The following is a 23080-nucleotide window of genomic DNA, read 5'->3' on the forward strand; positions in this document are numbered from 1 at the left end:
CCGCCCGCCATCGGGCCGGTGGCTGCACGGCGCAGGCCGCGGCGCACGCGCCGCGACGAGATTCGCAGATTCGACGGAGACAGGTGTGGGAACCCCATTCAGCCATGACGCGCTATTCAAGGAACTGCGGGCGATCCGGCAGGACATCCACGCGAACCCTGAGTTCGGCTTCCAGGAGCGCCGCACCAGCGGGCGCGTGGCCGCCATGCTGCGGGCCTGCGGTATCGCGGTGACCGAAGGCGTGGGCGGAACGGGCGTGGTCGGCACGCTCAAGCGCGGCGCCAGCGGCAAGGCCATCATCCTGCGGGCCGACATGGATGCGCTGCACATCGCCGAGGCGCCCGCCGAAGACCGTCCGCATGCGTCCAGGAACGACGGCTACATGCATGCCTGCGGCCATGACGGACATACCACCATGCTGCTGGGGGCGGCGCAGCTGCTGGCGCAAAACCCGGACTTCGACGGCACGATCCACTTCGTGTTCCAGCCGGCCGAGGAGTGGGGCAAGGGCATGCTGGCCATGCTGGACGACGGCCTGCTCGAGCGGTTTCCGGCCAGCGAAGCGTATGCGCTGCACAATGCGCCCGGCCTGCCCGTGGGCAAATTCGAAACGCGCGCCGGCGTGTTCAAGTCGGCCGAGGACAACTTCGAGATCCGGATCGCCGGCAAGGGCGTGCACTCGGCGCGTCCGCACTTGGGACGCGATGCGCTGGTGGCCGCCGCCGGCGTCATCGTCGCGCTGCAGACCATTGTGTCGCGCGTTGTCGCGCCAGGCGAGTTCGCCATCGTGTCGTGCACCGACATGACGACCTCCGGGACGCGCAACGTCAGCAGCGGCGAGGTCGTGATCAGCGGCGATTGCCGCTCGTTCAAGCCGGAAACCAGCGCCCTGATCGAGGCGGAAATGCGCCGGGTCGCCGATCACGTGGCGGCAGGCTATGGCTGCGCCGCGTCGGTGGACTACAGCCGGGTCTTCGTGCCCACGGTCAACGACGCGCGCATCACCGCCGCGGTCGAGGGCATCGTCAAGGACCGCTTCGGCGGCGACGCCATCGATGCGGCCGCCGCGCCCAGCAACGGCTCGGAAGACTTCGCGCAATTGCTCAGGCGCATCCCGGGCTGCTACGTCAATCTTGGCAACGGCCCGAGCGCGGCCTTGCACAACCCCGCCTACGACTTCAACGACGAGGCCATTCCCTACGGCGTCGGATTCTTTGTTGCCATCGCGCTTGCGCGCCTTCCCCAAGCCCAATTCAGGAGCGAAACGTGAAGAAAACCCTTACCTCCCCGCTTGTCGCCGCCATCGCCCATACGGCTGCGCCGGTCCACGCGGGAACCCTGGAGGATGTGAAAGCCAGGGGGAATCTGCTGTGCAGTTCGACCACCGGGTCGCCGGGCTTCTCGATGCCCGACGACGCGGGCAAGCGGCACGGACTGGAAGTCGATGTCTGCCGCGCCATCGCGACCGCCGTGTTCGGCGATCCCGAGCGGCACAAGATTGTCGTCCTCAATCCGATCCAGCGCTTCACCGCGCTGCAGTCCGGCGAGGTCGACATCCTGTTCAACACCACGACCTGGACGTTGTCGCGCGAAGGCGCCGGCGCGCTGTACGCCGGCGTGACCTATTACGACGGCCAGGGCGTGCTGGTCAGGAAGGGAACCATCGCGAGCGCCAAGGAACTCGATGGCGGCGCCATCTGCACCAACCAGGGCTCGACGACCGAGCTCAATCTGGTCGATTTCTTCCGCGCCAACAAGGTGAGCAACGAGGTGATCACCTTCGCGACGGTGCAGGAGGCGGCCAACGCCTATGAGTCCGGCCGTTGCGACGCCTGGAGCGCCGATGCCGGCATCCTGGCGGCGCTGCGCAGCAAGATGAAGGCGCCCGACGACCATGTGATCCTGGCCGACCGGCTGTCGAAGGAGCCCCTGGGCGCGGCGGTGCGCAAGGGCGACGATGCCTGGTTCAGCGTGGTGCGCTGGTCCATCTTCGCGCTGCAGGCGGCCGAGGAGCTCGGGTTGACGTCGAAGAACATCGCCGAGCAGGCCAAGAGCACGACCAACCCGGAAGTCCTGCGTTTCGTGGGCAAGGAAGGCAGCCTGGGCAAGGTGCTGGGGCTGAACGGCGACTGGGCATACCAGATCGTTGCGCAGGTGGGTTCGTACGCGGAAATCTTCGACCGCAACATTGGCGCGGCCAGCCCGCTCAACCTCGAGCGCGGCATCAACGCCTCGTGGAAGAACGGCGGCCTGTTCTATACCCCGCCGTTCCGTTGAACCGTACCGTGGCGCAGGGGGAGGGCGGCGCCGTCCCCCGCCATATCGAGGCATGCGCCGAATCGCCCGGCCGCGCTCGCGGGCCGGCGACCTCCAGCATTCCCGGCTAGGGAAAACGGATTCGTGATTTATGCAAGATTCCACCATTGCGCTCAAGCGGCCGGACAAGCGCGCCGCCCGGCCGCTACTTTCCAGGCTCCACGACCGCAAGGTCAGGGGCGTGCTGCTGCAGCTGCTGCTGGCGGCGCTGCTGCTCTGGCTAGGATACGTGGGCGTTTCGAATGCCGTCGCCAATCTCAAGGCGGCCAACATCGCGTCCGGGTTCGGCTTCCTGGCCAGTACCGCCGGGTTCGATATCAACCAGTCGCTGATCCCCTATAGCGGCGCGACCTCGACCTACGGCGACGCCTTTGTGGTCGGGCTGCTCAATACCCTGCTGGTGGCGGCCATCGGCATCGTGCTGGCCACGCTCATCGGCTTTCTGGTCGGTATCGCCAGGCTGTCGTCCAATGTGGTGGTCGCCGCGGTGGCGACGCTGTATGTCGAGACGCTGCGCAACCTGCCGCTGCTGCTGCAGATATTCTTCTGGTACTCGGCCGTGCTGGTGGCGCTGCCCGCGGCGCGCGAGTCCCTGCATCTGGCGGATTGGGTCTTCCTGAACAACCGCGGGCTGTACCTGCCGTTCGTCAATATCGATGGGCCGGCCTGGCCGCTCTGGCTGGTGCTGGCGCTGGCCGTGCTGGGGTATGCGCTGGCGCGCCGCCTGGCCTTGCGCGCCCGCCTGCGCGGCGGCCGCTCCTATCCGGCGCGGACCATGGCGCTGGGGCTGTTCGTCGTGGTGCTGGGGGGCGGGCTGCTGGCTGTCGACCCGGCGGCCTCGCTCGACCTGCCCCGGTTCCGCGGTTTCGGCTTTGCGGGCGGCCTCAGGATTTATCCGGAGATGGTCGCCCTGGTGGTGGCCCTGTCCACGTACACCGCGGCCTTCATCGCGGAGATCGTGCGCGCGGGCATCGGCGCGGTGGGCCAGGGGCAGCGCGAGGCGGCGGTCGCATTGGGCCTGTCGCCACGGCACACGCAATCGCTGGTGATCACCCCGCAGGCGTTGCGGGTCATCATTCCGCCGCTGACGAGCCAGTTCCTCAACCTGACCAAGAACTCCTCGCTGGCGGTCGCCATCGCGTACCCGGACCTGGTGCAGGTATTCATGGGCACGGTGCTGAACCAGACCGGCCGCGCGGTCGAGATCGTCAGTATCACGATGGCGGTCTATCTCGCGATCAGCCTGGTCACTTCGGCCCTGATGGGCGTCTACAACCGGCGCGTGCGCCTGGTCGAACGATAAAAGGGGCTGGCGATGAATCATTCGACGACGAAGCAGCCTGCCTTCGTGCAGGCACAGGCGGTGCAGGAGCGTCCCCCGCCGCACCAGGCGGGCACGGCATGGGCCTGGGTGCGGCAGTATGTCTTCGAGTCGCCCAGGACGTTTGCGCTGACCCTGGCCTGCGCGGCCATCCTCTATTGGGTCTTGCGCGGGTTGCTCGATTTCCTGGTGCTGGATGCCACCTGGTCCGGCGGCGCCGTGCAGGCCTGCCAGGCGTCCATCGCGCAAGGGCGCTACGGCGCCTGCTGGCCCTTCATCGACGCCAAGCTGGGCTATTTCGTCTTTGGCGGCTATCCGCCGCCGCAGCGCTGGCGGGTCGTGCTGTTCTTCGTGCTCGCCGCGGCCGGGATCGTCTGGCTGCTGGCCAGGCGCATCCGCGCCAAACGCGTGGGCGCGGCCTACTTCTTCGTGGTGCTGCCGCCGCTCTCGTACGCCTTGCTGGTCGGCGCCGACGCGCTGGGCCTGCCGCACGTCTCGACCGACCTGTGGGGCGGCATTCTCGTCACCCTGGTGGTCTCGCTGGTCGGTATCGTGTTCTCGCTGCCTATCGGTATCGTCCTGGCCCTGGGGCGGCGCTCGGAACTGCCGTTCGTCAGGCTGGCGTCCACCGTCGCCATCGAGCTGGGCCGCGGCGTGCCGTTGATCACGGTGCTGTTCATGTTCAACACGATGCTGCCGCTGTTCCTGCCCGAAGGCCTGCGGCCCGACCGCCTGCTGCGGCCCCTGGTCGGCGTCACGCTGTTCGCCTCGGCCTACATGGCGGAGGTGGTCCGCGGCGGCCTGCAGGCCCTGCCCAAGGGGCAGTACGAGGGGGCCCAGTCGCTCGGCCTGGGCTACTGGCAGACCACCTTCCTCATCGTGCTGCCGCAGGCCCTGCGCATCGTCGTGCCGGGCATCGTCAATACGTTCATCGGCCTGTTCAAGGACACCACCCTGGTGGCCATGGTCGGGATCCTGGACCTGCTCAAGGTCGTCGAGGTGGCCATCAACGACCCGGCATGGGCCACGCCGGTCACGCGCTACACCGGCTATGCGTTCCTGGCTTTCTTCTATTGCGCATGCTGCTACGCGATGTCGCGCTATTCACGTTCGGTCGAGCGGACCCTGGCCCGCTCGGAAAAAAGGTAGAAATCATGAACCTTCGCAAGCTGTTCTCCAAGGACCCGGTCTCGGCCATCGATCTCGATCGCCATCCAGCGGTGGAAATGCGCAAGGTGTCAAAATGGTATGGCAACTTCCATGTCCTGCGCGAGGTCGACCTCACCGTGGGCAAGGGCGAGCGGATCGTGGTCTGCGGGCCGTCGGGCTCGGGCAAGTCGACCATGATCCGCTGCATCAACCAGCTCGAGCGCCACCAGGAAGGCGAGATCCGCATCGGGGGCGCCGAGGTCGACGACAATCTGGAGCGGCTGAACGCGGTGCGCATGGAGGTCGGAATGGTGTTCCAGCACTTCAACCTGTTCCCGCACCTGACGGTATTGCAGAACTGCATGCTGGCGCCGGTCTGGGTGAAGCGCAAGTCCGAGGCCGAGGCGCGCGATATCGCCATGCATTACCTGTCGCGCGTGCGCATCCCCGACCAGGCCGGGAAATTCCCGGGCCAGTTGTCGGGCGGGCAGCAGCAGCGCGTGGCGATCGCCCGCTCGCTGTGCATGGCGCCCAAGATCATGCTGTTCGACGAGCCTACCTCGGCGCTCGACCCGGAGATGGTCAAGGAAGTGCTCGATACCATGACCACGCTGGCCCAGGACGGCATGACCATGCTGTGCGTGACCCACGAAATGGGTTTCGCGCGCAAAGTCGCCGACCGCGTCGTGTTCATGGACGCGGGCCAGATCGTCGAGGTCAACACGCCGGATGCGTTCTTCACCCGTCCGCAGCATGAGCGCTCGGTCGCCTTCCTGCGGCAGATCGTGCATTGAGCGCGTCCTGGCGCGGGCCCGCGAGGTGACGGAACCCGGGGGTGTTGGCATAATCCGCCTCAATCCGGTCCTAGGGAGGGGGATATGTACGAGTCCAAGGGCGAACCGCTGCTGCCCACGCGGCATTTCATGTTGCGCTTGCTGGTCCATCTGCTGTGGGCCGTCCTGGTCATCGCGTTGGTGGTATTCGTCGGCGTCGTCGCGCACCTCTGGCTCGAGGACATCAGCTGGCACGATGCCATGCTCAACACCGCGCTGATCATCGGCGGGATCGGGCCGTTCATCATGCCGGCCACCGTGGCCGGCAAGATCTTCTTCGCACTCTACGGCATGCTGATCGGGCTGCTGTTCGTGGCCACCCTGGGCCTGATCCTGGCGCCGGTGGCCCATCGCGTCATCCACAAGTTCCACCTGGACGACGACGACTGAGACGCCGGCGCGGCGGCCTTCAGGCGCGGTAGCGCTCGATGAGTTGCGCGGTGCGTTCGATGGCCTGGACGGCGGCGGCGTGGTTCTGCGAGAAGTTCAGGCGGATGCTGTCATCGGCGTGGGGGCTGAATTCGGTGCCCGGGGTGACGGTGACGCCGGCCTGGGTGCGCAGGATGCGCACGAAGTCGTGCAGTCCGACGGCCAGCCTGGGCAGGCGCGGGAACAGGTAGCTGCCGGCCTCGGGGGCGCGCACGGCCAGGCCGGGCACGGCGCGCAGGACGCGGATGAGGTCGTCGCGGATGGCCTGGTGCTGGGCGATGCGTTCGTTCATCCAGCCGGCGGGTTCCTGGAACCAGGTGCGCAGCACCGCCTGGCAGTAGCCCGGGGCGCGCAGCGAGACGATGGCCTGCAGTTTTTCCATGCGGTCGATCAGGTGGGCGGCGCCGAAGGCCACGCCCAGGCGGTAGCCGCTGAGCGATTCGGTCTTGGACGGGCCCATGATGGTGATGACGTTGGCCGGGGCCTGGGGCAGGGCGCGCAGGTGGGTGTAGCGGGTGCCGGTGTAGAGCAGGCGCGAATAGAGCTGGTCGACGATGACGGTGGCGTCGTAGTGGCGGGCGAGGTCGGCGATCTGGGCGATTTCCTCGGGCGAGTAGACCACGCCGGCGGGGTTGTTGGGGTTGGAGAACAGGAAGGTGCGCACGCCGGCCTTGAAGGCGGCTTCGAGCTGGTCGAGGTCCAGTCCGGCGCCGCTGTCGCGTTCGAGGTGGCGCATGTCGACGGGGACGATTTCGTCGCCGAGGAATTCGACCAGTTTGCGGTTGGCGAAGTAGTCCGGGCGCACGATGGCGACCTTGTCGCCGGCGGTGACCGAGGAGGCGATGGCCAGGAACAGGGCGCCCTGGGTGCCCGGGGTGATGATGAGTTCGTTGGCGCCGTCGACGGGGGCGCCGGTGAACTCGGCCAGGTGGGCGGCCACGCGCAGGCGCAGGTCGGCCGCGCCGCGGTATTCGGTGTAGGCCTGTTCGCCGCCGCGCTCCACGCCCTGGACGAATTCCTGCAGCGATCCGGGGGTGGGGGCGAAGGCGCTGGTGTTGACGTCGCCGTGGGAGAAGTCGACCGGGGTGCCGGGCAGGGTGTCGCCGCGCAGCAGGCCATCGAGGCCGGCGTTGCCCTGGCGCACTTCCTGGTCGGGCGCGTGATCGGTGGACAGGCGCGCGAACTTGGCTTCGATCGGGGTCATGCGGGTTCTCCTTGCAGCGGGTTATCGCGCGCCACGCCGGCGCGGCCAGGCGTGCGGGGCGATCAGATGGGCCGGGCGCGCATCGCGCAGCACTTCGATCACCTGCTCGGCGACCGCGCGCGCAGTACGGGCCAGCGCCTGGTCGGTGCTGCCGCCGGCATGCGGGGCCAGCACCACCTGGGGCAGGCGCAGCAGCGGATGGTCGGCCGGCGGCGGTTCGCTGGAGAAGACGTCCAGCCCGGCGCCGCCGAGCCGGCCCGCCTCGAGGTGGCGCGCCAGCGCCGCTTCGTCGACCAGGTCGGCGCGCGCGGTGTTGATGAGCAGCGCGCCCGGCTTCATGGCCTGCAGCAACGCGTCATCGACCAGGGGGCCGGCGCCGGGGCGCGCGGGCCGGTGCAGCGAGACGATGTCGGCCTCGCGCGCCAGCGCGGGCAGGCTGTCGGCCCGCTGGCAGCCGGCCGCGGCGATGTCCTGCGGCGCCACCGAGGGCGAGTAGACGTGCACCCGCATGCCGAAGCCGCCGATTGCCATGGCCGCCAGGGCGCGGCCGATCTGGCCAAAGCCGACGATGCCCAGCGACATGCCGGACAGCTCGCGCAGCCCGGCTTCGTAGCGGATGTTCCAGTTGCCCTGGCGCACCGCCTGGTTCAGCGGTACGGTGCGCTTGAGCAGCGCCATCGCCATGGCCAGCGCCAGTTCGGCCACCGAGCGCGCGTTGGCGCCGGGCGTGTTGACCACCGGAATGCCGAGCCGCTCGGCCGCGGCCAGGTCGATCATGTTGGTGCCGGTGCCATGGTTGCCGATGACGCGCAGGCGCCGGCCGGCCTCGATGGCCCGCGTATCCAGGCCGGCGTTGCGGGTGATGGCCGCGTCGCAGTCGGCGATGGCCGCAGCGACGTCGGCCATGGCGGCGCTGGCCGGCGCGATGCATTCGACGCCGGCCTCGCGCAGCAGCGCCAGGCCTTCTTCATGAATGGGTTGGACGATCAGGCATTTCATGGTCGAGGTTCTCACGGGTGCGGCGTAACGGGCTGGTCGTCGGCCAGGATGTCCGACAACAATTGGGTGGCGCAGGCGAAGTCCGCCATGTCCATGGCTTCATGGGGATTGTGCGAACCATGTTCGTTGCGCACGAAGATCATGGCGGTCGGGATGCCTTGCTGGGCGAAGATGGCCGCATCGTGGCCGGCGCCGCTGGGCATGGACAGCGCGGCGATGCCGCGCTGCCGCGCCTGCGCCGTGAGCCGGGCGATCAGGCCGGGGTCCATGGCGGCCGGGGCCGATCCGGTGCGCGGCCCGAAATCGACCCGGGTGCCTGTTGCGCGCGCCGCCGCTACGCCGCGTTGGCGCAACAGGCGGTCGAAGCGCTCCAGCAGCGTGGCGCTGATGCTGCGCACGTCCACGCAGCATTGCAGTTCGCCGGCCACCTTGCTGAAGGCGTGCTGCTGCGGGTCGGTCGCTACCTTGCCCACGGTGACGACCAGGTCTTCGCCGAAGTCTTCCAGGGTTTCCCAGTCGCGGTCCAGGCTGGCCATCCACAGGGCGGCGGCGCGCACGGCGTCGCGCCGGTGGGCGCGGCCGACGGCGCCGGAGTGGGCGTATTCGCCATGCCAGGCCATGTCCCGATAGCGGAAGCTGCCGCGGATGCCGGTGACGATGCCCGCCGGCAGGCCGGCCTCGACCAGGGTGGGGCCTTGTTCGATATGCAGCTCGACATAACGGTCGATGCCGGCGGCGCGCAAGGCCGGCTGCCCATAGCGTTGCGGATCGATCGACAGGTCGGCCAGGTGGTCGCGCAGGCTGCGGCCGGTGTCGGCGCGCCGCAGGTCGAGCACGTCCGGGGCGGCCAGGCCGAAGGCCGCCTTGCTGCCCAGGTAGGAGTAGGGGAACCAGGTGCTTTCCTCGGCGCGGATCGCCATGACCGTGACGTCCGCAGCAGGGCGCCAGCCAGCCGCGCGCCAGCCAGCCAGCACGGCCAGGCCGGCGACCACGCCGGCCGCGCCGTCGAAATTGCCGCCCGCCGGCACCGAATCCAGGTGCGAACCGGTCATGCGCGCCGGCCGTGCCGGATCGCGCCCCGGCAGGGTGACATAGAGATTGCCGCTGGCGTCGACGCGGACGGGCAGGTCCAGGTCCCGCGCGCAGGCGCGCACCAGGTCGTGGGCGCGCTGCTCGCCCGCGCCGTAGGCGTCGCGCGTGACGCCCACGCCGTCGAACGACTGGGCCCGCAGGCTGTCGAACAGCCGCGCCGCCAGGTCCAGGTCGGGGTCGGGAGCAGAGTGCATGGGCTCAGGCCAGCGCATAGCTGGCGCGCGTGATGGGCGCCAGGCAGTCGGTCAGCAGCCGGCCGTAGCCGGGAATGGCGCACGACAGCCCGAGCAGGCGCAGGCAGGCCCAGAAGGTGGCCTGGTTGCTGGTGACCACCGGCTTGCCCAGCTCGTTCTCGATGCGCTCGATCATGTCCAGGGTGGCGAGGTTGGTGCACGACAGGAAGATGGCCTCGGCCTGCGGGCGGTCGATGTCGCGCGCCAGCTGGAACGTGGATTGCGGCGGCACCCGGCCGATGTCGCGGCGCTCTTCCTGGGTGTGGCCGAGGTCCATCCCTTCGATGGACACGACCTCGAAGCCGTATTGCTCCAGGAACTCGCGTTCGCGCTGGTTGACGAAGTCGATGTAGGGCGTGCCCACCGCGACGCGCCTGACGCCCAGGGCGCGCAGCGCCGCCACCACGGCGCCGGCGGTGGCGATGGCCGGCACTCCGACCCGCTCGCTCATGCCGTCGCACAGCTCGTCGAGCGAGCACACGATGGAGCCCGAGGTGCAGCCGTAGGCCACCACGTCGACCTCGGCCGTCTTGATCAGGTCGGCCGCCTCCAGCACGCCGCGCGCCATGCGGTCGTAGTTCTCCTGCGTGGCCGGGCCGGCATTGATGGCGCGGCCGGTATGGATCGTCACGCCGTCGGGGGCGAGGCGGTAGAACTCGGGCTCGTTGATGGTGTTGGTCGAGGGCACGATCAGGCCGACCTTGGCGCGCCACGCATACGGACGGTAGCGCGCGGTGGTTTTCATCTGGGTAGGGGCGGGCATCAGGCGGTCTCCTCGCGCGGGGCCAGGCGGTGCAGCCCCGCTGCGGCCTGGCTGAAAGTATTGAACAGGGCGTTGACGTCATTGCTGAACGGCATCCAGCGTATGCCGCGCGCGATCCAGCGCTCGGCGGCGGCCAGGTCCTGGCAGCTGAAGCCCCAGGGCACGCCGTGCCGGTCGCAGGTGGCGATCACGTGCTCGACCGCTTCCTGGTAGAGCGGGTGCTGCATGTCGCCGGGTACGCCCAGGTCCTGGGTGAGGTCGTCCGGGCCGATCATGATGGCGTCCAGGCCGGGCACGGCGCAGATGCGGTCGAGGTTGTCCAGGCCGAGGCGGGTCTCGGCCATCGCGATGGTCAGGGTGTGGGCGTTGAGTTCGGCGGTCTGCGCCAGCGGCGCGGACAGCCTGACGTAGTCGGTGTGCGGGCCGCGCATGTTGAGGATCCGCTGGCCGTCGGGGTAGTACTTGGTCTGGTGCAGGATCCGGCTCAGTTGCTCGGGCGTCTCGACGTTGGGCAGCAGCAGGCCCATGGCGCCGGCGTCCAGCGGCCGGGTGTAGTCGTGCGAATCCGAGCCGGCCGGACGCACGATGGGCACGATGCCGGCTTCGCGGGCCATCAGGCACAGGTTGGCGACCTCCGAGATGGAGAAGTCGCTGTGCTCCATCTCTATCAGCACGAAGTCCAGCCCGGTGACCGACAGCAGCTTCATGAAACGGGGATGGCGGACCATCGTGGCCCAGGTGCCGAACACCGGCTTGCCCTGCCGCCAGATCTGCTTGAGGGGATTGTGCTTCACGCCTTGGCTCCTTCGGTCTGGAACGACATGGCGCTGAACTTGCGCGCGGCTTCGCTCATGTAGTCCACGGTGGCGTCCCAGATGGCCTGGCCCTGCTCGGCGCTGGCCTGGGTGGGGTCGCCCTGCGTGCCGATCGGCGAGTAGTCGCTGATGTCGCTGAACACCGAGAAGCTGGAGCCGCCCAGCGTCACCTTGCCGCTGGACACCGTATTGACGCCTTCGGTGAACGAACGCAGCGATTGCGCGGCGCGCGCCCGTTCCATGAAGACCAGTTCGGGAAACTTTGCCAGCGCCACCGAAGTGACCATTTCGGACGCATGGCCGCTGGGCGATTGACGGGTCTTGAGCCGGCCCGCCGCCATGTCGCGCATGATGGAGAAGACGTCGATCAGGCCGCCCACCGCGTCGTAGCGGCGGCGCAGGTGGCGGCATACGCTTTCTATCGGCCCCAGCGAGCCGGCGTGGATATTGATGAAGAAGAAATGCCTGAAGCCCTGGCCCGCCAGGCTGTCGCCGATCTCCTTGAGATAGTCCTCGATGGTGCGCATCTCCACAGACAGCGTGCCGGGATAGTCCAGGAACATCGCCGAGTAGTTGACCGGCACGATGGGCGCGACCGCCAGCCCGGTACGCGCGCCGATTTCGGTGGCGATGCCTTCGCAGATGCGCAGCTCGGTGCCGGTGGCCAGGTGGGCGCCGTACTGCTCGACGGCGCCGACCGGAATCAGGATGGTGTCGTGCTTGCCCAGATAGGCGCGGATATCGTCGTAGGGGTGTTGGTCTATTCGCATGGCGTAGAGGGTCCGGGTGGAAAGGGGAATGGGCGGCGCTATTGCTGCCACGGATTGACGGACCACAGCTTGCGCAGTTCGCGGTCCACGGCTTGCAGGTTCTTGATGTATTCGTCGCGCTTGAGGTAGCGCAGCGGCTGGTAGGTGTTGCGGGCGCGCGTCAGGTAGGTGTCGTCGCGGTTGCACTCGTCCACGGCGCGCGTGAGCTGCGCCATGGCGGCGGCGGGGATGCCGCGCGGCGCGGCCAGGCCCCGCATCGAGCCGCCCAGGACGGTATAGCCGGCCTCCTGGAAGGTCGGGATGTCGGGCGCCTGGCTGGAGCGGGCCGGGCTCATGATGCCGAGGATGCGCCAGGGTTTGCCGTTGGCGAACGTGATGGCTTCGCCCAGATTAGTCATGGCGCCGTCGATGACCTTGCCCAGCAGCGCGACGCTGGCCGGCGAGGCGCCCTGGAACGGGACGGCGGTCAGCTTGATGCCGGCGGCCTGCTCCAGCGACAGCGCGGAGATGTGGCCGGCCGAGCCGATGCCCTGCGTGCCGACCGTAATGGCGCCCGGCTTGGCGCGCGCCGCCGCCACCAGGTCGGCGACGGTGCGGATCGGACTGTCGGCGTGCACGCTGATGGTGCCCGGGTCTTCCACCAGGTTGGCGATGAAGTCGAAGCTGTCGAGCGTGTAGGCGGTCTTGCGTTCGATCGGCAGGCTGATCACGCCCGGGGTGTTGACCAGCCCGATGGTGTAGCCGTCCGGCGCGGCCTGGGCCAGCGCGGTCAGCCCGATGTCGCCCGAGGCGCCGGGCTTGTTGAGCACCACGAAGCGCGCGGCGGGGATCTTGCTTTCCATGCAGGCGGCGATGGTGCGCGCGGTCAGGTCCGAACCGGCGCCGGCCGGGAAGGGCACGATCAGGTTGATGGGGCGCTCGGGATACGCGCCGAAACAGAGCGCGGGCAAGGCAAGCAGCGAGCAGAGCAGGGCTTTTTTCATGGTGAGGATTCCTGGAGGGTTCAACGGTTCCATGCGGAGGTCTGCCACAGGTTTTGCAACTGCGCGAGCTGGTCCGTCAATACCTTTGCGTAGTCGTCGCCGGCCACCACCCTGATTTCCTGCTCGGCCTTGCGCGCATCGTCGAGGAATTGCGGGTCGGCGGCGGCCCGCGCGACCAGCGTGGCCACCTGCCCGCGCCGTTGCGCATCCATGCCGGCGGGAGCGCCGATGCCGCGCAGGGAGCCGCTTTGCAGCGGATAGCCGGCTTCGCCGAAGGTCGGCAGGTCCGGCGCCATGCGCGAGCGCGCCGCGCTCATCACGCCCAGCGTGCGCCACGGCGCGCCCTTGGCATAGGCCAGCGCCTCGCCCAGGTTGGCCGTCGCCACGTCGATCTGGCGGCCCATCAGCGCCGTGCGCACGTCGGCCGTGCCCTTGAACGGAATGTGTTGCAGCCGCACGCCCGCCGCCTTCTCGAACATGAGCATCGACAGATGGCCGGCCGAGCCGATGCCGGCGCTGCCATAGGTCAGTCCGCCGGGCTGCCGGCGGGCGGTCTCGACCAGGTCGGCGATCGTGTGGATCGATTGGTCGGCATGGACGCTGAGCGTGGCCGGGTCATCGACCAGGTTGGCGACCAGGACGAACGAATCCAGGCCGAACTGGGCGCGCCGCTCTATCGGGATGCTGAGCACGTTGGGCGTGTTGATGATGCCCAGCGTGTAGCCGTCGGGCGCCGCGCGCGCCACATGGGCCATGCCGATCTCGCCGCCCGCGCCAGGCTTGTTGATCACCGTCACCGGCTGGCCGGCCTGGCGCTCCAGGGCCCGGGCGAACAGGCGCGCCGTCAGGTCGGTGCCGCCGGCGGCGGGAAACGGCACCACCAGCGTGATCGGCTTGTCGGGATAGGACTGGGCCGAAGCCGACGCGGCGATGGCCAGCGCGGCAAGCAGGCCCGGCAGGGCGCGAAACGGGAGCAGCATGGTTCATACCCCTTGCATTGTTCGGTCCGTCCGTCTGATGCGTCCGGCAAAAGCCTGCCGCCGCGGCTGGCCTGCATGGCCGGCCAGGCGTGGCGACGCCCACTGCAAACAACACTTTCGTTCAACTCCGGGGTCATGCTATACATAGATTTAGTATATGAATAACTCTATTTTTTTGTATTTTTTATAAATATTATTTGTTGATCATGATCAAGGAACTTCGCACCCTGGTCGCCGTGGCCGAGCACGGCAGCATCACCGCGGCGGCGCAGCACATCGGCCTGACGCAGGCGGCGGCCAGCGCGCAGATCCAGCGCCTGGAGGAAAGCCTGCAGGCGCAGCTGTTCGACCGGGTGGGCCGGCAGGTGCGGCTCAACGCGGCCGGGGTGGATGCGGTGGCGCGCGCCGAGCACATCCTGCATCTTTGCGACGAGCTGCGCGACGCACCGCAACGCGGCAGCCTGCGCGGCCACCTGCGGCTGGGCGCCATCCAGAGCATGCAGCGGCAATACCTGCCGCGCATCATCGAAGCGCTGATCGGCGAGCACCCCGAAGTCAGCACCCACCTGGAGCTGGGCGGCTCGCTGCCGCTGCTGACGCTGGTGGACCACGGCAAGCTGGATGCGGCGCTGGTGGTCAAGCCCTTCTTCGCCCTGCCGCCCGAACTGAAGTGGGTGCCGTTGCTGCAGGAGCCGTTCAAGGTCGTATGCCCGGCGGGCGAGGCCGGCGGCGACTGGCGGCAGATCCTGAAGACGCTGCCCTTCATCCGCTATGACAGCGCCTCGTTCGGCGGCCGGGTGGTCGATCGCTTCCTGCAGGCGCACCGGCTGGTGCCCCGCTGTCAGATCCAGTCGCAGGATGTGGACGCCATCCTGGAAATGGTGGCCTGCGGCCTGGGCGCGGCGCTGGTTCCCATCACCGACGGGGCGCGCCACCAGGGCCGGATACGCGCCCTCGACCTGGGCGAGCATTGCTTCTATCGCGAAGTGGGCATGGTGCATCCGGTCCATCCGCGCCAGGGCGGGCTGGCGATGGAACTGGTGCGCGTCACGCAGGCGCAGCTGCGCGGCGCGCCGTTCGCGCATCCCTTGCTTGCGGTGGAGTGAGCGCTACAGGCACGAGGATTGCGGGGGTACGCGGGGTTTACCACCCTCGGCGCGCCATCCGGGCCGCGCCGCGCGACACAAGGAGCCTCGCATGAAATCCCTCTTCATCACTGGCGCCCCCTGCATGGCGGTGGGACTGGCCGCCGCCGGCGCGGTGCAGGCACAGACGCAGACCCAGACACAGCCGCCGCCGGTTTCGCCGGCAGCCGGCGTCGACAAGCTGGACAGCGCCGACCGCGACTTCCTGGAGGACGCCGCCCAGGCCGGCCGCCTCGAAGTCGAGGGCAGCAAGCTGGCCCTGGAAAAGGCCCGCGCCACGCAGGTCAAGGATTTCGCCCAGAAGATGATCGATGACCATACCAAGGTCGGCGTGCAGCTCGATACCCTGGCGCGCAGCAAGGGTTACCAGGCGCCGGCCGAGCCGTCGCTGGTGCAGAAGGTCAAGCTGCAGGCGCTCAGCCTGCGCGACGAGGGCTTCGACAAGGCCTACGCCGATGAGATCGGGGTGGCGGCGCACGAGGACGCGGTCGAACTGTTCACCAAGGCCGCCGGCGAGGCCAAGGACCCCGACGTCAAGCAGTTCGCCACCGCCACGCTGGAAAGCCTCAAGGCCCACCTGGAGATGGCCCGGACGCTGCAACAGGCCGTGGCGCCTGCCAAGCCCTGACACTGCGCGGCCGGCGGCCTGGCCGACGCCTCATCCAAGCCCCCCTATTGGCGCGGCGCGGACTCTGTGGGAATATGCTCTGCGCGATACGGCATTTCGTGCCGGTCGGGCAGCCAGGCCATGGCTGCCCGCCCCGGCCTGCGGTGACACGGATTTCTCCTGCCTGACCGATGCCGGCCCAGTCCGGCCCATGCGTCTTCTGACAGAGTGAGTGGGGCACCATGACTATAGAGGCTCTCGCGGATGTCGTTCGGCTGCACCCCGAACTTGCGCTGTTCGCCGCCATCGTATTCGGGCACTTCATCGGCAAGATCGAGATCCGCAAGGTAAGCCTGGGCACGGTGGTGGGCACCCTGATCGCGGGCATGATCCTCGGCCTGCTGTTCGAGCCCGAGATCCCGGACCTGCTGAAGTGGGCCTTCTTCGACCTGTTCCTGTTTGCCGTCGGCTACTCGGCCGGCCCGCAGTTCTTCGCCAGCCTCAAGCGCGAAGCCCTGCCCCAGATGGCGCTGGCGGTGGTGGTGTCGTGCACCGGCTTGGCGGCGGCCATCGCCATGGTGGCGCTGTTCCGCTTCGATCCCGGGCTGTCGGCCGGGCTGGTGTCGGGGTCCATGACCCAGTCGGCGGCGCTGGGCAGCGCGCTCAGCGCCATCGCCGCCATGGACGTGGACGAAGCGACCCGCGCGCTGCTGACCGCGCACGCCCCGCTGGCCGACGCCACGACCTACATATTCGGCGAAGTCGGCCTGATCCTGTTCGTGACGGTGGTCGCGCCGCGCCTGCTGAAGGTAGACCTGCGGCAGGTGGCGCGCGAGGCCGAGGCCGAGCTGCAGGCGCGCACCGACGAGGACGACGCCGCGCTGTGGGACCAGGCGCCGCTGTCGCTGCGGACCTACCGGCTGGAAAACGCCGAGCTGGACCAGCGCACCGTGCACGAGTTCGAGCGCCGCTACGCGGCCGGCCGCCTGACGGTGACGGGGATACGGCGCGGCGACCAGCTGCTGCGCGACGTGGGCGCCGATGCGCGGCTGGCGCTGGGAGATATCGTGCTGGTGGCGTCGCGGCGCGCCGGCGTGGTGGGCGCGGCGCTCGAAGTGGGCACCGAGGTCGACGACCAGGAGTTGCTCAGCGAACCCATGGTGCGCGCCTCGATCGTGTTGACGCGGCGTGAAATGGCCGGCAAGACGCTGGGCGAGCTGGCGCGCGGGGCCGCGCGCGGCCTGTTCCTCGATTCGCTGCATCGCGGCGAGAGCACGCTGCCGCGCGCGATGGGCACGCGGGTGCAGCGCGGCGACGTGTTCAAGCTGACCGGCAGCCGCGCCGCCATCGCGACGGCGGCCAGGAACCTCGGCTTCATCGAGCACGACCAGGGCCGCACCGACCTGGTCTACCTGGCCGGCGGGGTGGTGGTCGGCATTCTGTTCGGCTTGCTGCAAGTGCGCCTGACGGGCGTGCCGCTGGGGCTGGGGACCAGCGGCGGGGTGCTGGTGGTCGGGCTGGTCGCGGGCTGGCTGTACAGCCGCTATCCGGTGGTCGGCCATATCCCCGAGCCCGCGCTGCGCCTGCTCTCGGACGTGGGCCTGATCGTGTTCATCGCCGCCATCGGGCTGGCCGCCGGCCCGCACGCGGTGCAGGCCATCCACGAGGGCGGCATCGCGCTGTTCGCCAAGCTGGTCGGCGCCGGCGTGGTGGTGACGCTGGCGGGTCCCATCGCGGGCCTGCTGCTGGGCCATTACGTGCTCAAGCTGCCGCCCGTTGCGCTGTTGCCCGGCATCGCCGGCGCACAGACCACCGTGGCCACGCTCAACGCGCTCAAGGAGCGCGGCGGCAGCGACGTCTACGCCATCGGTTTCACCGTGCCGTTTGCCGTCAGCAACGTGCTGATCACGCTGTGGGGACCGGTCATCGTGGCGTGCGCGGTGGCGTTGTCGCGCTAGCCCAGGTCGGCGCGGAAGCTGCGCTCGCTGCTGCGCAGCAGGCGCATGTTGCTCTTGAGCATGTCGAACACGCGGCGCGTCAGCGGGCGCACGACGTTCTTGCGCACGAACAGGTAATAGGCCACGTCGGGCAGGCGGGGCAGGCCGTCGGTCTCGCCCAGCACGTGGAATTCGGCGTCGAGCAGTTCCACGCCGCGCGCGGTCACCCCCAGCCCGGCGCGCAGCGCCGCCTTGATTCCTATCAGGCTCGATGATGTGTAGCTGGGCGACCAGCGGATGCCCGCGTCGTCCAGGGCCTCCTGCGCCAGGCGGCGAAACAGGCTGGGCCCGTCGGCCAGCACCAGCGGAATGGGCTTGGCGCTGTCGAGCACATAACTGGCCGAACAGAGCCACACGGTGGGCGAGCTGCGCAGCACCACGCCTTCGAGCGTGGGATCGTGGCGGTTGGAGATCGTCATGTCGATCTCGCCGCGATGCAGCGATTCCATCAGGAAGGGACTGCGCCCGACATGGATGTCGATCTGCAGCAGCGGCGAGACGCGCGCCACCTGCGCCAGCAGCGGCGGCAGCATGTTGTCGGCGACGTCGTGCGGCGCGCCGATGCGCAGCACTCCCTCCAGGCTGCCTTGCTGCAGGCTGCGCAGGGCTTCGTCGTTGACCGCCAGCAGGTGCCGCGCATAGTCCAGCAGGCGCAGGCCGAGCGGCGTCAGGCGCTTCTGCCGCCCGCGGCGCTCGAAGATCGCCCGTCCCAGCTGGCTCTCCAGCCGCTGCATCTGCTGCGTGACGGCGGACTGGGTCTTGCCGATATGGACTGCGGCCGCGGCAAAGCCGTCCTTCTCCTGTATGACGACCAGCGTCCTGAGCGCATCCAGATCCAGTGTGTCCATTTATCAGTTTCGCTAATTGATTTTGGCTCGATTCTAGATTGTTTCCCCCTGTCCGGGTGCCTATATTTTGGACTCTGACAGTTTGGCGAAACCATAGGGAGTGAATCATGACAGCAGCGGCAGAACGCGAGCAGGTTGTGCAGGGCGCGATCCAGCGCATCAAGCGGATCGCCGAGGCGGGCGAGTTCGATCGCGCGGCGCTCGACGGCATCCTGGCGGAGCTGAATCAACTGGCGGCGCGCGCCTCGCTGTGGAGCGAAGCGGATTTCGCGGCGCCGCAGGACGGCGAGCTGCAGGCCCGTTACCTGATCTCGGAAGACCCCGACCAGAGCTATGCGCTCTATCTCAACGTCATGCGTCCGGGCAAGCGCATCGTTCCGCACAACCACACGACCTGGGCGTGTATCAGCGCCGTCGACGGCGTCGAGCTCAACCGCGTCTATGAACGCCTGGACGACGGCAGCGTGCCGGGCAAGGCCCAGCTGCGCGAGATCGACCAGGTCACGGTCGAGCCGGGCACCGGCATCGCCCTGATGCCCGACGACATCCATTCGGTGGAAATCCTGCCCGGGCAGGTGATCCGCCACCTGCACCTGTACGGACGCGCGCTCGAGACGCTGACCGCGCGCATCGGCTACGACCTGGAGAAAGGCACCTGCGAAATCATGTCGATCGGCGTCCAGACGCGCCGCCACTGACGTGCCCAGTATCCATCCTATCCCTCCTACCGTGGCGGACATGCATTTCATCAACGCGCAGACCCTGAAGTCCTGGCTGCACGACGGCGCCGAGATCGCGCTGTTCGACGTGCGCGAGCACGGGCAGTACGGCGAGTCCCATTTGTTCCACGGCATCACGCTGCCCTACAGCCGGCTGGAGGCCGACGTGCAGCGCCTGGCGCCGCGCCGGCAGGTGCGCCTGGTCGTCTACGACGACGGCCAGGGCATCGCGCAGGCCGCCGCGCGCCGGCTGGCGGCGCTGGGCTACGGCGACGTGCACGTGCTCGAGGGCGGCACGCCGGCCTGGCAGGCCGCGGGCTATGCGCTGTTTGCCGGCGTGAACGTGCCGTCCAAGACGTTCGGCGAACTGGTCGAGCAGGTCTATGACACGCCGCACGTCACCGCTGCCGAACTGGACGCCATGCTCGGCGCCGGCGAGGACGTCGTCGTGCTGGACGGACGCCCCTATGCGGAATACCGCAAGATGGCGATTCCCGGCGCGACGTACTGCCCCAACGGCGAGCTGGCCTATCGCGTCGGCAAGCTGGTTCCCAGCGACAAGACACGCATCGTGATCAATTGCGCCGGCCGCACGCGCAGCATCATCGGCGCGCAGACGCTGATCAACCTGGGCCTGCCCAATCCGGTGGCGGCGCTGCAAAGCGGCACGCAGGGCTGGATGCTGGCCGATCTCGAACTGGAACACGGCGCGAGCCGCCGCTATGGCGGGCCGTCCGATGACATCGAGGCCGCGCGCGGCGCGGCCGAGGCGCTGGCGCGGCGCTACGAGGTGCCGATGGTCGACGCCGAGACGGTGCGGGGCTGGGCGCGGGACGGACAGCGCACGGTCTTTCTGTGCGATGTGCGCACGCCGGAGGAATACGCGGCGGGCACGCTGGCCGGCGCGCAGCACACGCCCGGCGGCCAGTTGATCCAGGCCACCGACCAGTACGTGGGCGTGCGCCGCGCGCGGCTGGTGCTGTTCGACGCCGACGGTGTGCGGGCCCGGGTGGTGGCCAGCTGGCTGTGCCAGATGGGGCACGAGGCCTATGTGCTCGAAGGCGGGCTGGCCAGCGGGCTGGCCCTGCCGGCGCCGGCGCCGGCCCTGCCGCGGCCCGACGAGATCGACGCCGCCACGCTGGCCGCCTGGCTGGACGAGGGCCGGCCGCTCGCCCTGGTCGACGTGGGCGCCAGCATGCGCTACCGCCAGGCGCATATCGCGCAATCGCGCTGGTCGATCCGGCCGCTGCTGGCCGCCGCGCTGGCCGGCTGCGCCGAGCCCGTGGTGCTGGTGGCCGACGAACCCGGCGTGGCCGCCTGCGCCGCGGCGGAACTGGCCGTGCTGGGCGTGCCGGCGCGGGTGCTGGCCGGCGGGCTGCAGGCGTGGATCGACGCGGGGTTGCCGGTGCAGTCCAGCCCCGATATCCCGCCGGACGAAGCCTGCGTCGACTATCTGTTCTTCGTGCATGATCGCCACAGCGGCAACAAGGCCGCGGCGCGCCAGTACCTGGAATGGGAAGTCAACCTCATCTCGCAACTGGACGAACGCGAGCTGGGCGAATTCCGCCTGCCGCGGCGCTGAGCCGCGGCGTTCTTCACCTTGGCCAGGACCATGACAGACACCACTTCCCCCCGCCGCTTGCAGACCCGTTTGCTGCACGCAGGCAAGAAGCCCGCCTACGACGGCGGCGCCCCGGTCAACCCGCCGGTCGTGCGGGCCAGCACGGTGATATTCGACAACGTCGCGCAGCAGCGCGACCTGCGCGCGCGGCGCTCGGGCGAACGCCTGTTCACCTACGGCGCGCGCGGCAACCCCACCAACTTCGCGCTGGAGGACGCGGTCAGCGAGCTGGAAGGCGCGTACCGCACCAAGCTGTTTCCCACCGGCCTGGCCGCCATCGCCATGGCGCTGCTGTCGTACCTCAAGCCGGGCGACCATCTGTTGATGTCCGACGCGGTCTACGAGCCGGCGCGCAAGCTGGTGCATTCGTTCCTGGCGCCGTACCAGATCCGTTGCACTTTCTTCGCCGCGGACAGCTCGGACGTGCAGGACAAGCTGGAGCCCGCCACGCGCATGATCTACGCCGAGTGTCCCGGCTCGCTGGTGTACGAGATGTGCGACCTGCCCCGGCTGGCCGAGATCGCGCACCGCCACGGCGCGCTGCTGGCCTGCGACAACACCTGGGGCTCGGGCTGCCAGTACCGGCCGCTGGCGCTGGGCGCGGACGTGTCCATCATGGCGGCCACCAAATACCTCAGCGGCCACTCGGACGTCATGATGGGCACGGTGGCCACCACCGAGGCGGCCTGGCCGGCGCTGTCCGAGCGCAGCGACGCGTTCGGCATGACGGTCAGCCCGGACGACGCATACCTGGTGCTGCGCGGCATACGCAGCCTGGCGGCGCGCCTGGCCATGCACGAGCGCCACGCGCTGCGCATCGCCGGCTACCTGCAGGAGCGCCCCGAGGTGCGCACCGTGTTCTGCCCGGCGCTGCCCGGCCATCCCGGACACGACATCTGGCGCCGCGACTGCACCGGCACCAACGGCCTGCTGTCGTTCGAACTGCAAGCCGGATTCGACCGCGCCGCCGCCGAGCAATGGATCGACAGCCTGGCGCTGTTCGGCCTGGGCGCCTCATGGGGCGGCTACGAAAGCCTGGTGACGCTGGCCGACCTGGGCGCCGCGCGCAGCGTGGCCGACTGATCCGGACGCGGCGTCGTGGTGCGGCTGCACATCGGCCTGGAAGACCCGCAAGACCTGATCGCCGACCTGGACCAGGCGTTCGCCGCCATCGGTCCGGCCGGCAGGCACAACACTGTATCGAGGAGCGAAGCGTGAACATTGGTCAATGGCTGAGAGAGGACGGCGGCGCGGCGCGCCGCAGCGGCCGGCTACGGGTCGGGTCGATGGCCTCGGGCGTCGAGGTATTCCTGCCCTATATCGCCTTGCGCGGCGCGCGCCCCGGACGCACGCTGTGGCTGCACGGACAGGTCCACGGCGACGAGATCAACGGCATGGTGGCGGCGCTGCGCTTTGCCAACAGCCTGGATCCGGCGGCCATGAGCGGCAACCTGGTGGTCACGCCCACCGGCAACCCGCAGGCGCTCGACGCGCGCCGCAAGCGCAATCCCTACGACGAACTGGACCTGGGCCAGAGCTATCCGGGCAAGGCCGACGGCATGATCACCGAGCGGGTGGCGCACGCGCTCATCGAGCAGGTGCGCGGCGTGGCCGATGTGCTGATCAATCTGCACACCATGAATCCGCTGTTCGATTCGCGTCCGTACTGCGTGTACAAGACCCCGCCCAACGACCGCGTGCGCGAGGATGATCTGCTGGCCGCGATGGCGCCGTTCTTCCCGGTGCTGGCCTGCCGCCAGGACGTGGGCGGCAAGGGCGAGCTGCCCGGCAATATCGCCGGCGCGCTGGACTACCAATGCCTGGCTGCCGGCGTATGCGCCTTCATGCTGGAGCTGGGCGCGGGCAACCGCTACCAGCCCGAGCATATCGAGCGCGCCGAGATGGGCTTTCGCACGCTGGCGCGCAGCATGGGCATCCTGCCCGGCGCGCCGGCGGCCGAGGACCACGCGCCGGCGCTGCGCCAGGTGTCGCGGCGCGGCTGGATCACGGCCGACGAAGGCGGCCTGTTCGTGCCGAGCTACTGCGCCGGCGACCGCGTGCCCGAAGGCGCTTCGCTGGGCGAGGTGATCGCCCTGGACGGCACGGTCACGCCGGTCGCGCCGATGCCGCGCGAAGGCATCCTGATCGGGCTGCGTTCGGATCCGGTGGTGCACACCGGCGAGCGCCTCGCCTTCGTGGCCTGGGAGTGGCGCGACGCGCCGACCCCGGCGCCGTCGTGGCGCTGAGCCGCGCCGT

Annotated in this window: 21 protein-coding genes and 1 pseudogene; 13 read left to right on the forward strand and 9 right to left on the reverse strand. The window is 69.1% G+C overall.

Annotated features, from left to right (window positions below):
• The first annotated feature begins 85 nt into the window (after positions 1–85).
• The 6 genes from LK409_RS08650 (at position 86) to LK409_RS08675 (ending at position 6009) form a co-directional block, all read left to right on the forward strand.
• Complete coding sequence (locus tag LK409_RS08650; RefSeq protein WP_010928381.1) at positions 86–1270, forward strand: amidohydrolase; 1185 nt, start codon at positions 86–88, stop codon at positions 1268–1270.
• The gene (locus LK409_RS08655) at positions 1267–2277 is read left to right on the forward strand and encodes an amino acid ABC transporter substrate-binding protein (protein WP_010928382.1); all 1011 of its coding nucleotides are present in this window, start codon (positions 1267–1269) and stop codon (positions 2275–2277) included. Before LK409_RS08650 ends, LK409_RS08655 begins: the two co-directional genes overlap by 4 nt.
• A gap of 130 nt (positions 2278–2407) precedes the next feature.
• Entirely contained in the window at positions 2408–3619 is a 1212-nt protein-coding gene (locus LK409_RS08660) for an amino acid ABC transporter permease (protein WP_010926181.1), read from the forward strand.
• A gap of 12 nt (positions 3620–3631) precedes the next feature.
• The gene (locus LK409_RS08665; protein ID WP_010926182.1) at positions 3632–4786 is read left to right on the forward strand and encodes an amino acid ABC transporter permease; all 1155 of its coding nucleotides are present in this window, start codon (positions 3632–3634) and stop codon (positions 4784–4786) included.
• A gap of 77 nt (positions 4787–4863) precedes the next feature.
• The gene (locus LK409_RS08670) at positions 4864–5580 is read left to right on the forward strand and encodes an amino acid ABC transporter ATP-binding protein (RefSeq protein WP_161781416.1); all 717 of its coding nucleotides are present in this window, start codon (positions 4864–4866) and stop codon (positions 5578–5580) included.
• Positions 5581–5664: 84 nt separating this feature from the next.
• A complete protein-coding gene (locus LK409_RS08675; RefSeq protein ID WP_003809720.1) occupies positions 5665–6009 on the forward strand; it encodes a hypothetical protein in 345 nt (114 codons plus the stop codon).
• 19 nt (positions 6010–6028) lie between these two features.
• Here the strand turns inward: LK409_RS08675 and LK409_RS08680 are convergent, their stop codons facing one another.
• The 8 genes from LK409_RS08680 to LK409_RS08715 are packed head-to-tail and all read right to left on the reverse strand — an operon-like array spanning position 6029 to position 13887.
• Entirely contained in the window at positions 6029–7252 is a 1224-nt protein-coding gene (locus LK409_RS08680; RefSeq protein WP_010928383.1) for a pyridoxal phosphate-dependent aminotransferase, read from the reverse strand.
• 21 nt (positions 7253–7273) lie between these two features.
• Positions 7274–8251, reverse strand: a complete 978-nt coding sequence (locus tag LK409_RS08685) for a hydroxyacid dehydrogenase (RefSeq protein ID WP_041937187.1) — start codon at positions 8249–8251, stop codon at positions 7274–7276.
• A gap of 11 nt (positions 8252–8262) precedes the next feature.
• Positions 8263–9537 carry a Zn-dependent hydrolase gene (locus tag LK409_RS08690; protein WP_010926185.1) on the reverse strand — a complete coding sequence of 425 codons (1275 nt, stop codon included), beginning with the start codon at positions 9535–9537 and terminating at the stop codon, positions 8263–8265.
• A gap of 4 nt (positions 9538–9541) precedes the next feature.
• The gene (locus tag LK409_RS08695; RefSeq protein ID WP_003809724.1) at positions 9542–10339 is read right to left on the reverse strand and encodes a maleate cis-trans isomerase family protein; all 798 of its coding nucleotides are present in this window, start codon (positions 10337–10339) and stop codon (positions 9542–9544) included.
• Positions 10339–11133, reverse strand: a complete 795-nt coding sequence (locus LK409_RS08700) for an HpcH/HpaI aldolase family protein (RefSeq protein ID WP_003809725.1) — start codon at positions 11131–11133, stop codon at positions 10339–10341. The genes LK409_RS08695 and LK409_RS08700 overlap by 1 nt, the downstream gene beginning before the upstream one ends.
• Positions 11130–11924: a creatininase family protein gene (locus LK409_RS08705; protein WP_004568168.1), complete on the reverse strand. Its 795-nt coding sequence runs from the start codon at positions 11922–11924 to the stop codon at positions 11130–11132. Before LK409_RS08705 ends, LK409_RS08700 begins: the two co-directional genes overlap by 4 nt.
• A 38-nt stretch (positions 11925–11962) precedes the next feature.
• Positions 11963–12907 carry a tripartite tricarboxylate transporter substrate binding protein gene (locus LK409_RS08710; RefSeq protein WP_223851095.1) on the reverse strand — a complete coding sequence of 315 codons (945 nt, stop codon included), beginning with the start codon at positions 12905–12907 and terminating at the stop codon, positions 11963–11965.
• Between the two features lie 20 nt (positions 12908–12927).
• Entirely contained in the window at positions 12928–13887 is a 960-nt protein-coding gene (locus tag LK409_RS08715; RefSeq protein ID WP_003809729.1) for a tripartite tricarboxylate transporter substrate binding protein, read from the reverse strand.
• Positions 13888–14093: 206 nt separating this feature from the next.
• Here LK409_RS08715 and LK409_RS08720 point away from each other — a divergent pair, with 206 nt between their 5' ends.
• From LK409_RS08720 to LK409_RS08730, 3 genes are all read left to right on the forward strand, one after another.
• A complete protein-coding gene (locus LK409_RS08720; RefSeq protein ID WP_003809730.1) occupies positions 14094–14993 on the forward strand; it encodes a LysR family transcriptional regulator in 900 nt (299 codons plus the stop codon).
• A 91-nt stretch (positions 14994–15084) separates the two neighbouring features.
• A complete protein-coding gene (locus tag LK409_RS08725; RefSeq protein ID WP_010928385.1) occupies positions 15085–15660 on the forward strand; it encodes a DUF4142 domain-containing protein in 576 nt (191 codons plus the stop codon).
• 221 nt (positions 15661–15881) lie between these two features.
• Positions 15882–17597 carry an aspartate:alanine exchanger family transporter gene (locus LK409_RS08730; RefSeq protein WP_010928386.1) on the forward strand — a complete coding sequence of 572 codons (1716 nt, stop codon included), beginning with the start codon at positions 15882–15884 and terminating at the stop codon, positions 17595–17597.
• On the opposite strand, the gene LK409_RS08735 is transcribed toward LK409_RS08730, so the two are convergent.
• A complete protein-coding gene (locus tag LK409_RS08735) occupies positions 17594–18484 on the reverse strand; it encodes a LysR substrate-binding domain-containing protein (protein WP_010928387.1) in 891 nt (296 codons plus the stop codon). The genes LK409_RS08730 and LK409_RS08735 overlap by 4 nt on opposite strands.
• Before the next feature lie 107 nt (positions 18485–18591).
• On the opposite strand from LK409_RS08735, the gene LK409_RS08740 reads away from it, so the two are divergent.
• The 4 genes and pseudogenes from LK409_RS08740 (at position 18592) to LK409_RS08755 (ending at position 23070) form a co-directional block, all read left to right on the forward strand.
• Positions 18592–19182 carry a cysteine dioxygenase family protein gene (locus LK409_RS08740; RefSeq protein WP_010928388.1) on the forward strand — a complete coding sequence of 197 codons (591 nt, stop codon included), beginning with the start codon at positions 18592–18594 and terminating at the stop codon, positions 19180–19182.
• Between the two features lies 1 nt (position 19183).
• Entirely contained in the window at positions 19184–20785 is a 1602-nt protein-coding gene (locus tag LK409_RS08745) for a rhodanese-like domain-containing protein (protein WP_010928389.1), read from the forward strand.
• Positions 20786–20815: 30 nt separating this feature from the next.
• Positions 20816–22042 (forward strand): annotated as a pseudogene (gene metC, locus LK409_RS08750) (cystathionine beta-lyase).
• Positions 22039–23070: a M14 family metallopeptidase gene (locus LK409_RS08755; protein WP_010928390.1), complete on the forward strand. Its 1032-nt coding sequence runs from the start codon at positions 22039–22041 to the stop codon at positions 23068–23070. Before metC ends, LK409_RS08755 begins: the two are co-directional and overlap by 4 nt.
• Positions 23071–23080 lie beyond the last annotated feature (10 nt).

The organism is Bordetella parapertussis, assembly GCF_020735925.1.
Taxonomy (GTDB): Bacteria; Pseudomonadota; Gammaproteobacteria; order Burkholderiales; family Burkholderiaceae_B; genus Bordetella; species Bordetella pertussis.

What these genes read in the sequence shown, in the direction of transcription:
- LK409_RS08680 (WP_010928383.1), bottom strand. Translation starts at nt 7,252, where the DNA reads ATGACCCCGATCGAAGCCAAGTTCGCGCGCCTGTCCACCGATCACGCG.
- LK409_RS08665 (WP_010926182.1), top strand. Translation starts at nt 3,632, where the DNA reads ATGAATCATTCGACGACGAAGCAGCCTGCCTTCGTGCAGGCACAGGCG.
- LK409_RS08705 (WP_004568168.1), bottom strand. Translation starts at nt 11,924, where the DNA reads ATGCGAATAGACCAACACCCCTACGACGATATCCGCGCCTATCTGGGC.
- LK409_RS08740 (WP_010928388.1), top strand. Translation starts at nt 18,592, where the DNA reads ATGACAGCAGCGGCAGAACGCGAGCAGGTTGTGCAGGGCGCGATCCAG.
- LK409_RS08715 (WP_003809729.1), bottom strand. Translation starts at nt 13,887, where the DNA reads ATGCTGCTCCCGTTTCGCGCCCTGCCGGGCCTGCTTGCCGCGCTGGCC.
- LK409_RS08695 (WP_003809724.1), bottom strand. Translation starts at nt 10,339, where the DNA reads ATGCCCGCCCCTACCCAGATGAAAACCACCGCGCGCTACCGTCCGTAT.
- LK409_RS08675 (WP_003809720.1), top strand. Translation starts at nt 5,665, where the DNA reads ATGTACGAGTCCAAGGGCGAACCGCTGCTGCCCACGCGGCATTTCATG.
- LK409_RS08725 (WP_010928385.1), top strand. Translation starts at nt 15,085, where the DNA reads ATGAAATCCCTCTTCATCACTGGCGCCCCCTGCATGGCGGTGGGACTG.
- LK409_RS08670 (WP_161781416.1), top strand. Translation starts at nt 4,864, where the DNA reads ATGCGCAAGGTGTCAAAATGGTATGGCAACTTCCATGTCCTGCGCGAG.
- LK409_RS08710 (WP_223851095.1), bottom strand. Translation starts at nt 12,907, where the DNA reads ATGAAAAAAGCCCTGCTCTGCTCGCTGCTTGCCTTGCCCGCGCTCTGT.
- LK409_RS08735 (WP_010928387.1), bottom strand. Translation starts at nt 18,484, where the DNA reads ATGGACACACTGGATCTGGATGCGCTCAGGACGCTGGTCGTCATACAG.
- LK409_RS08685 (WP_041937187.1), bottom strand. Translation starts at nt 8,251, where the DNA reads ATGAAATGCCTGATCGTCCAACCCATTCATGAAGAAGGCCTGGCGCTG.
- LK409_RS08660 (WP_010926181.1), top strand. Translation starts at nt 2,408, where the DNA reads ATGCAAGATTCCACCATTGCGCTCAAGCGGCCGGACAAGCGCGCCGCC.
- LK409_RS08690 (WP_010926185.1), bottom strand. Translation starts at nt 9,537, where the DNA reads ATGCACTCTGCTCCCGACCCCGACCTGGACCTGGCGGCGCGGCTGTTC.
- LK409_RS08720 (WP_003809730.1), top strand. Translation starts at nt 14,094, where the DNA reads ATGATCAAGGAACTTCGCACCCTGGTCGCCGTGGCCGAGCACGGCAGC.
- LK409_RS08730 (WP_010928386.1), top strand. Translation starts at nt 15,882, where the DNA reads ATGACTATAGAGGCTCTCGCGGATGTCGTTCGGCTGCACCCCGAACTT.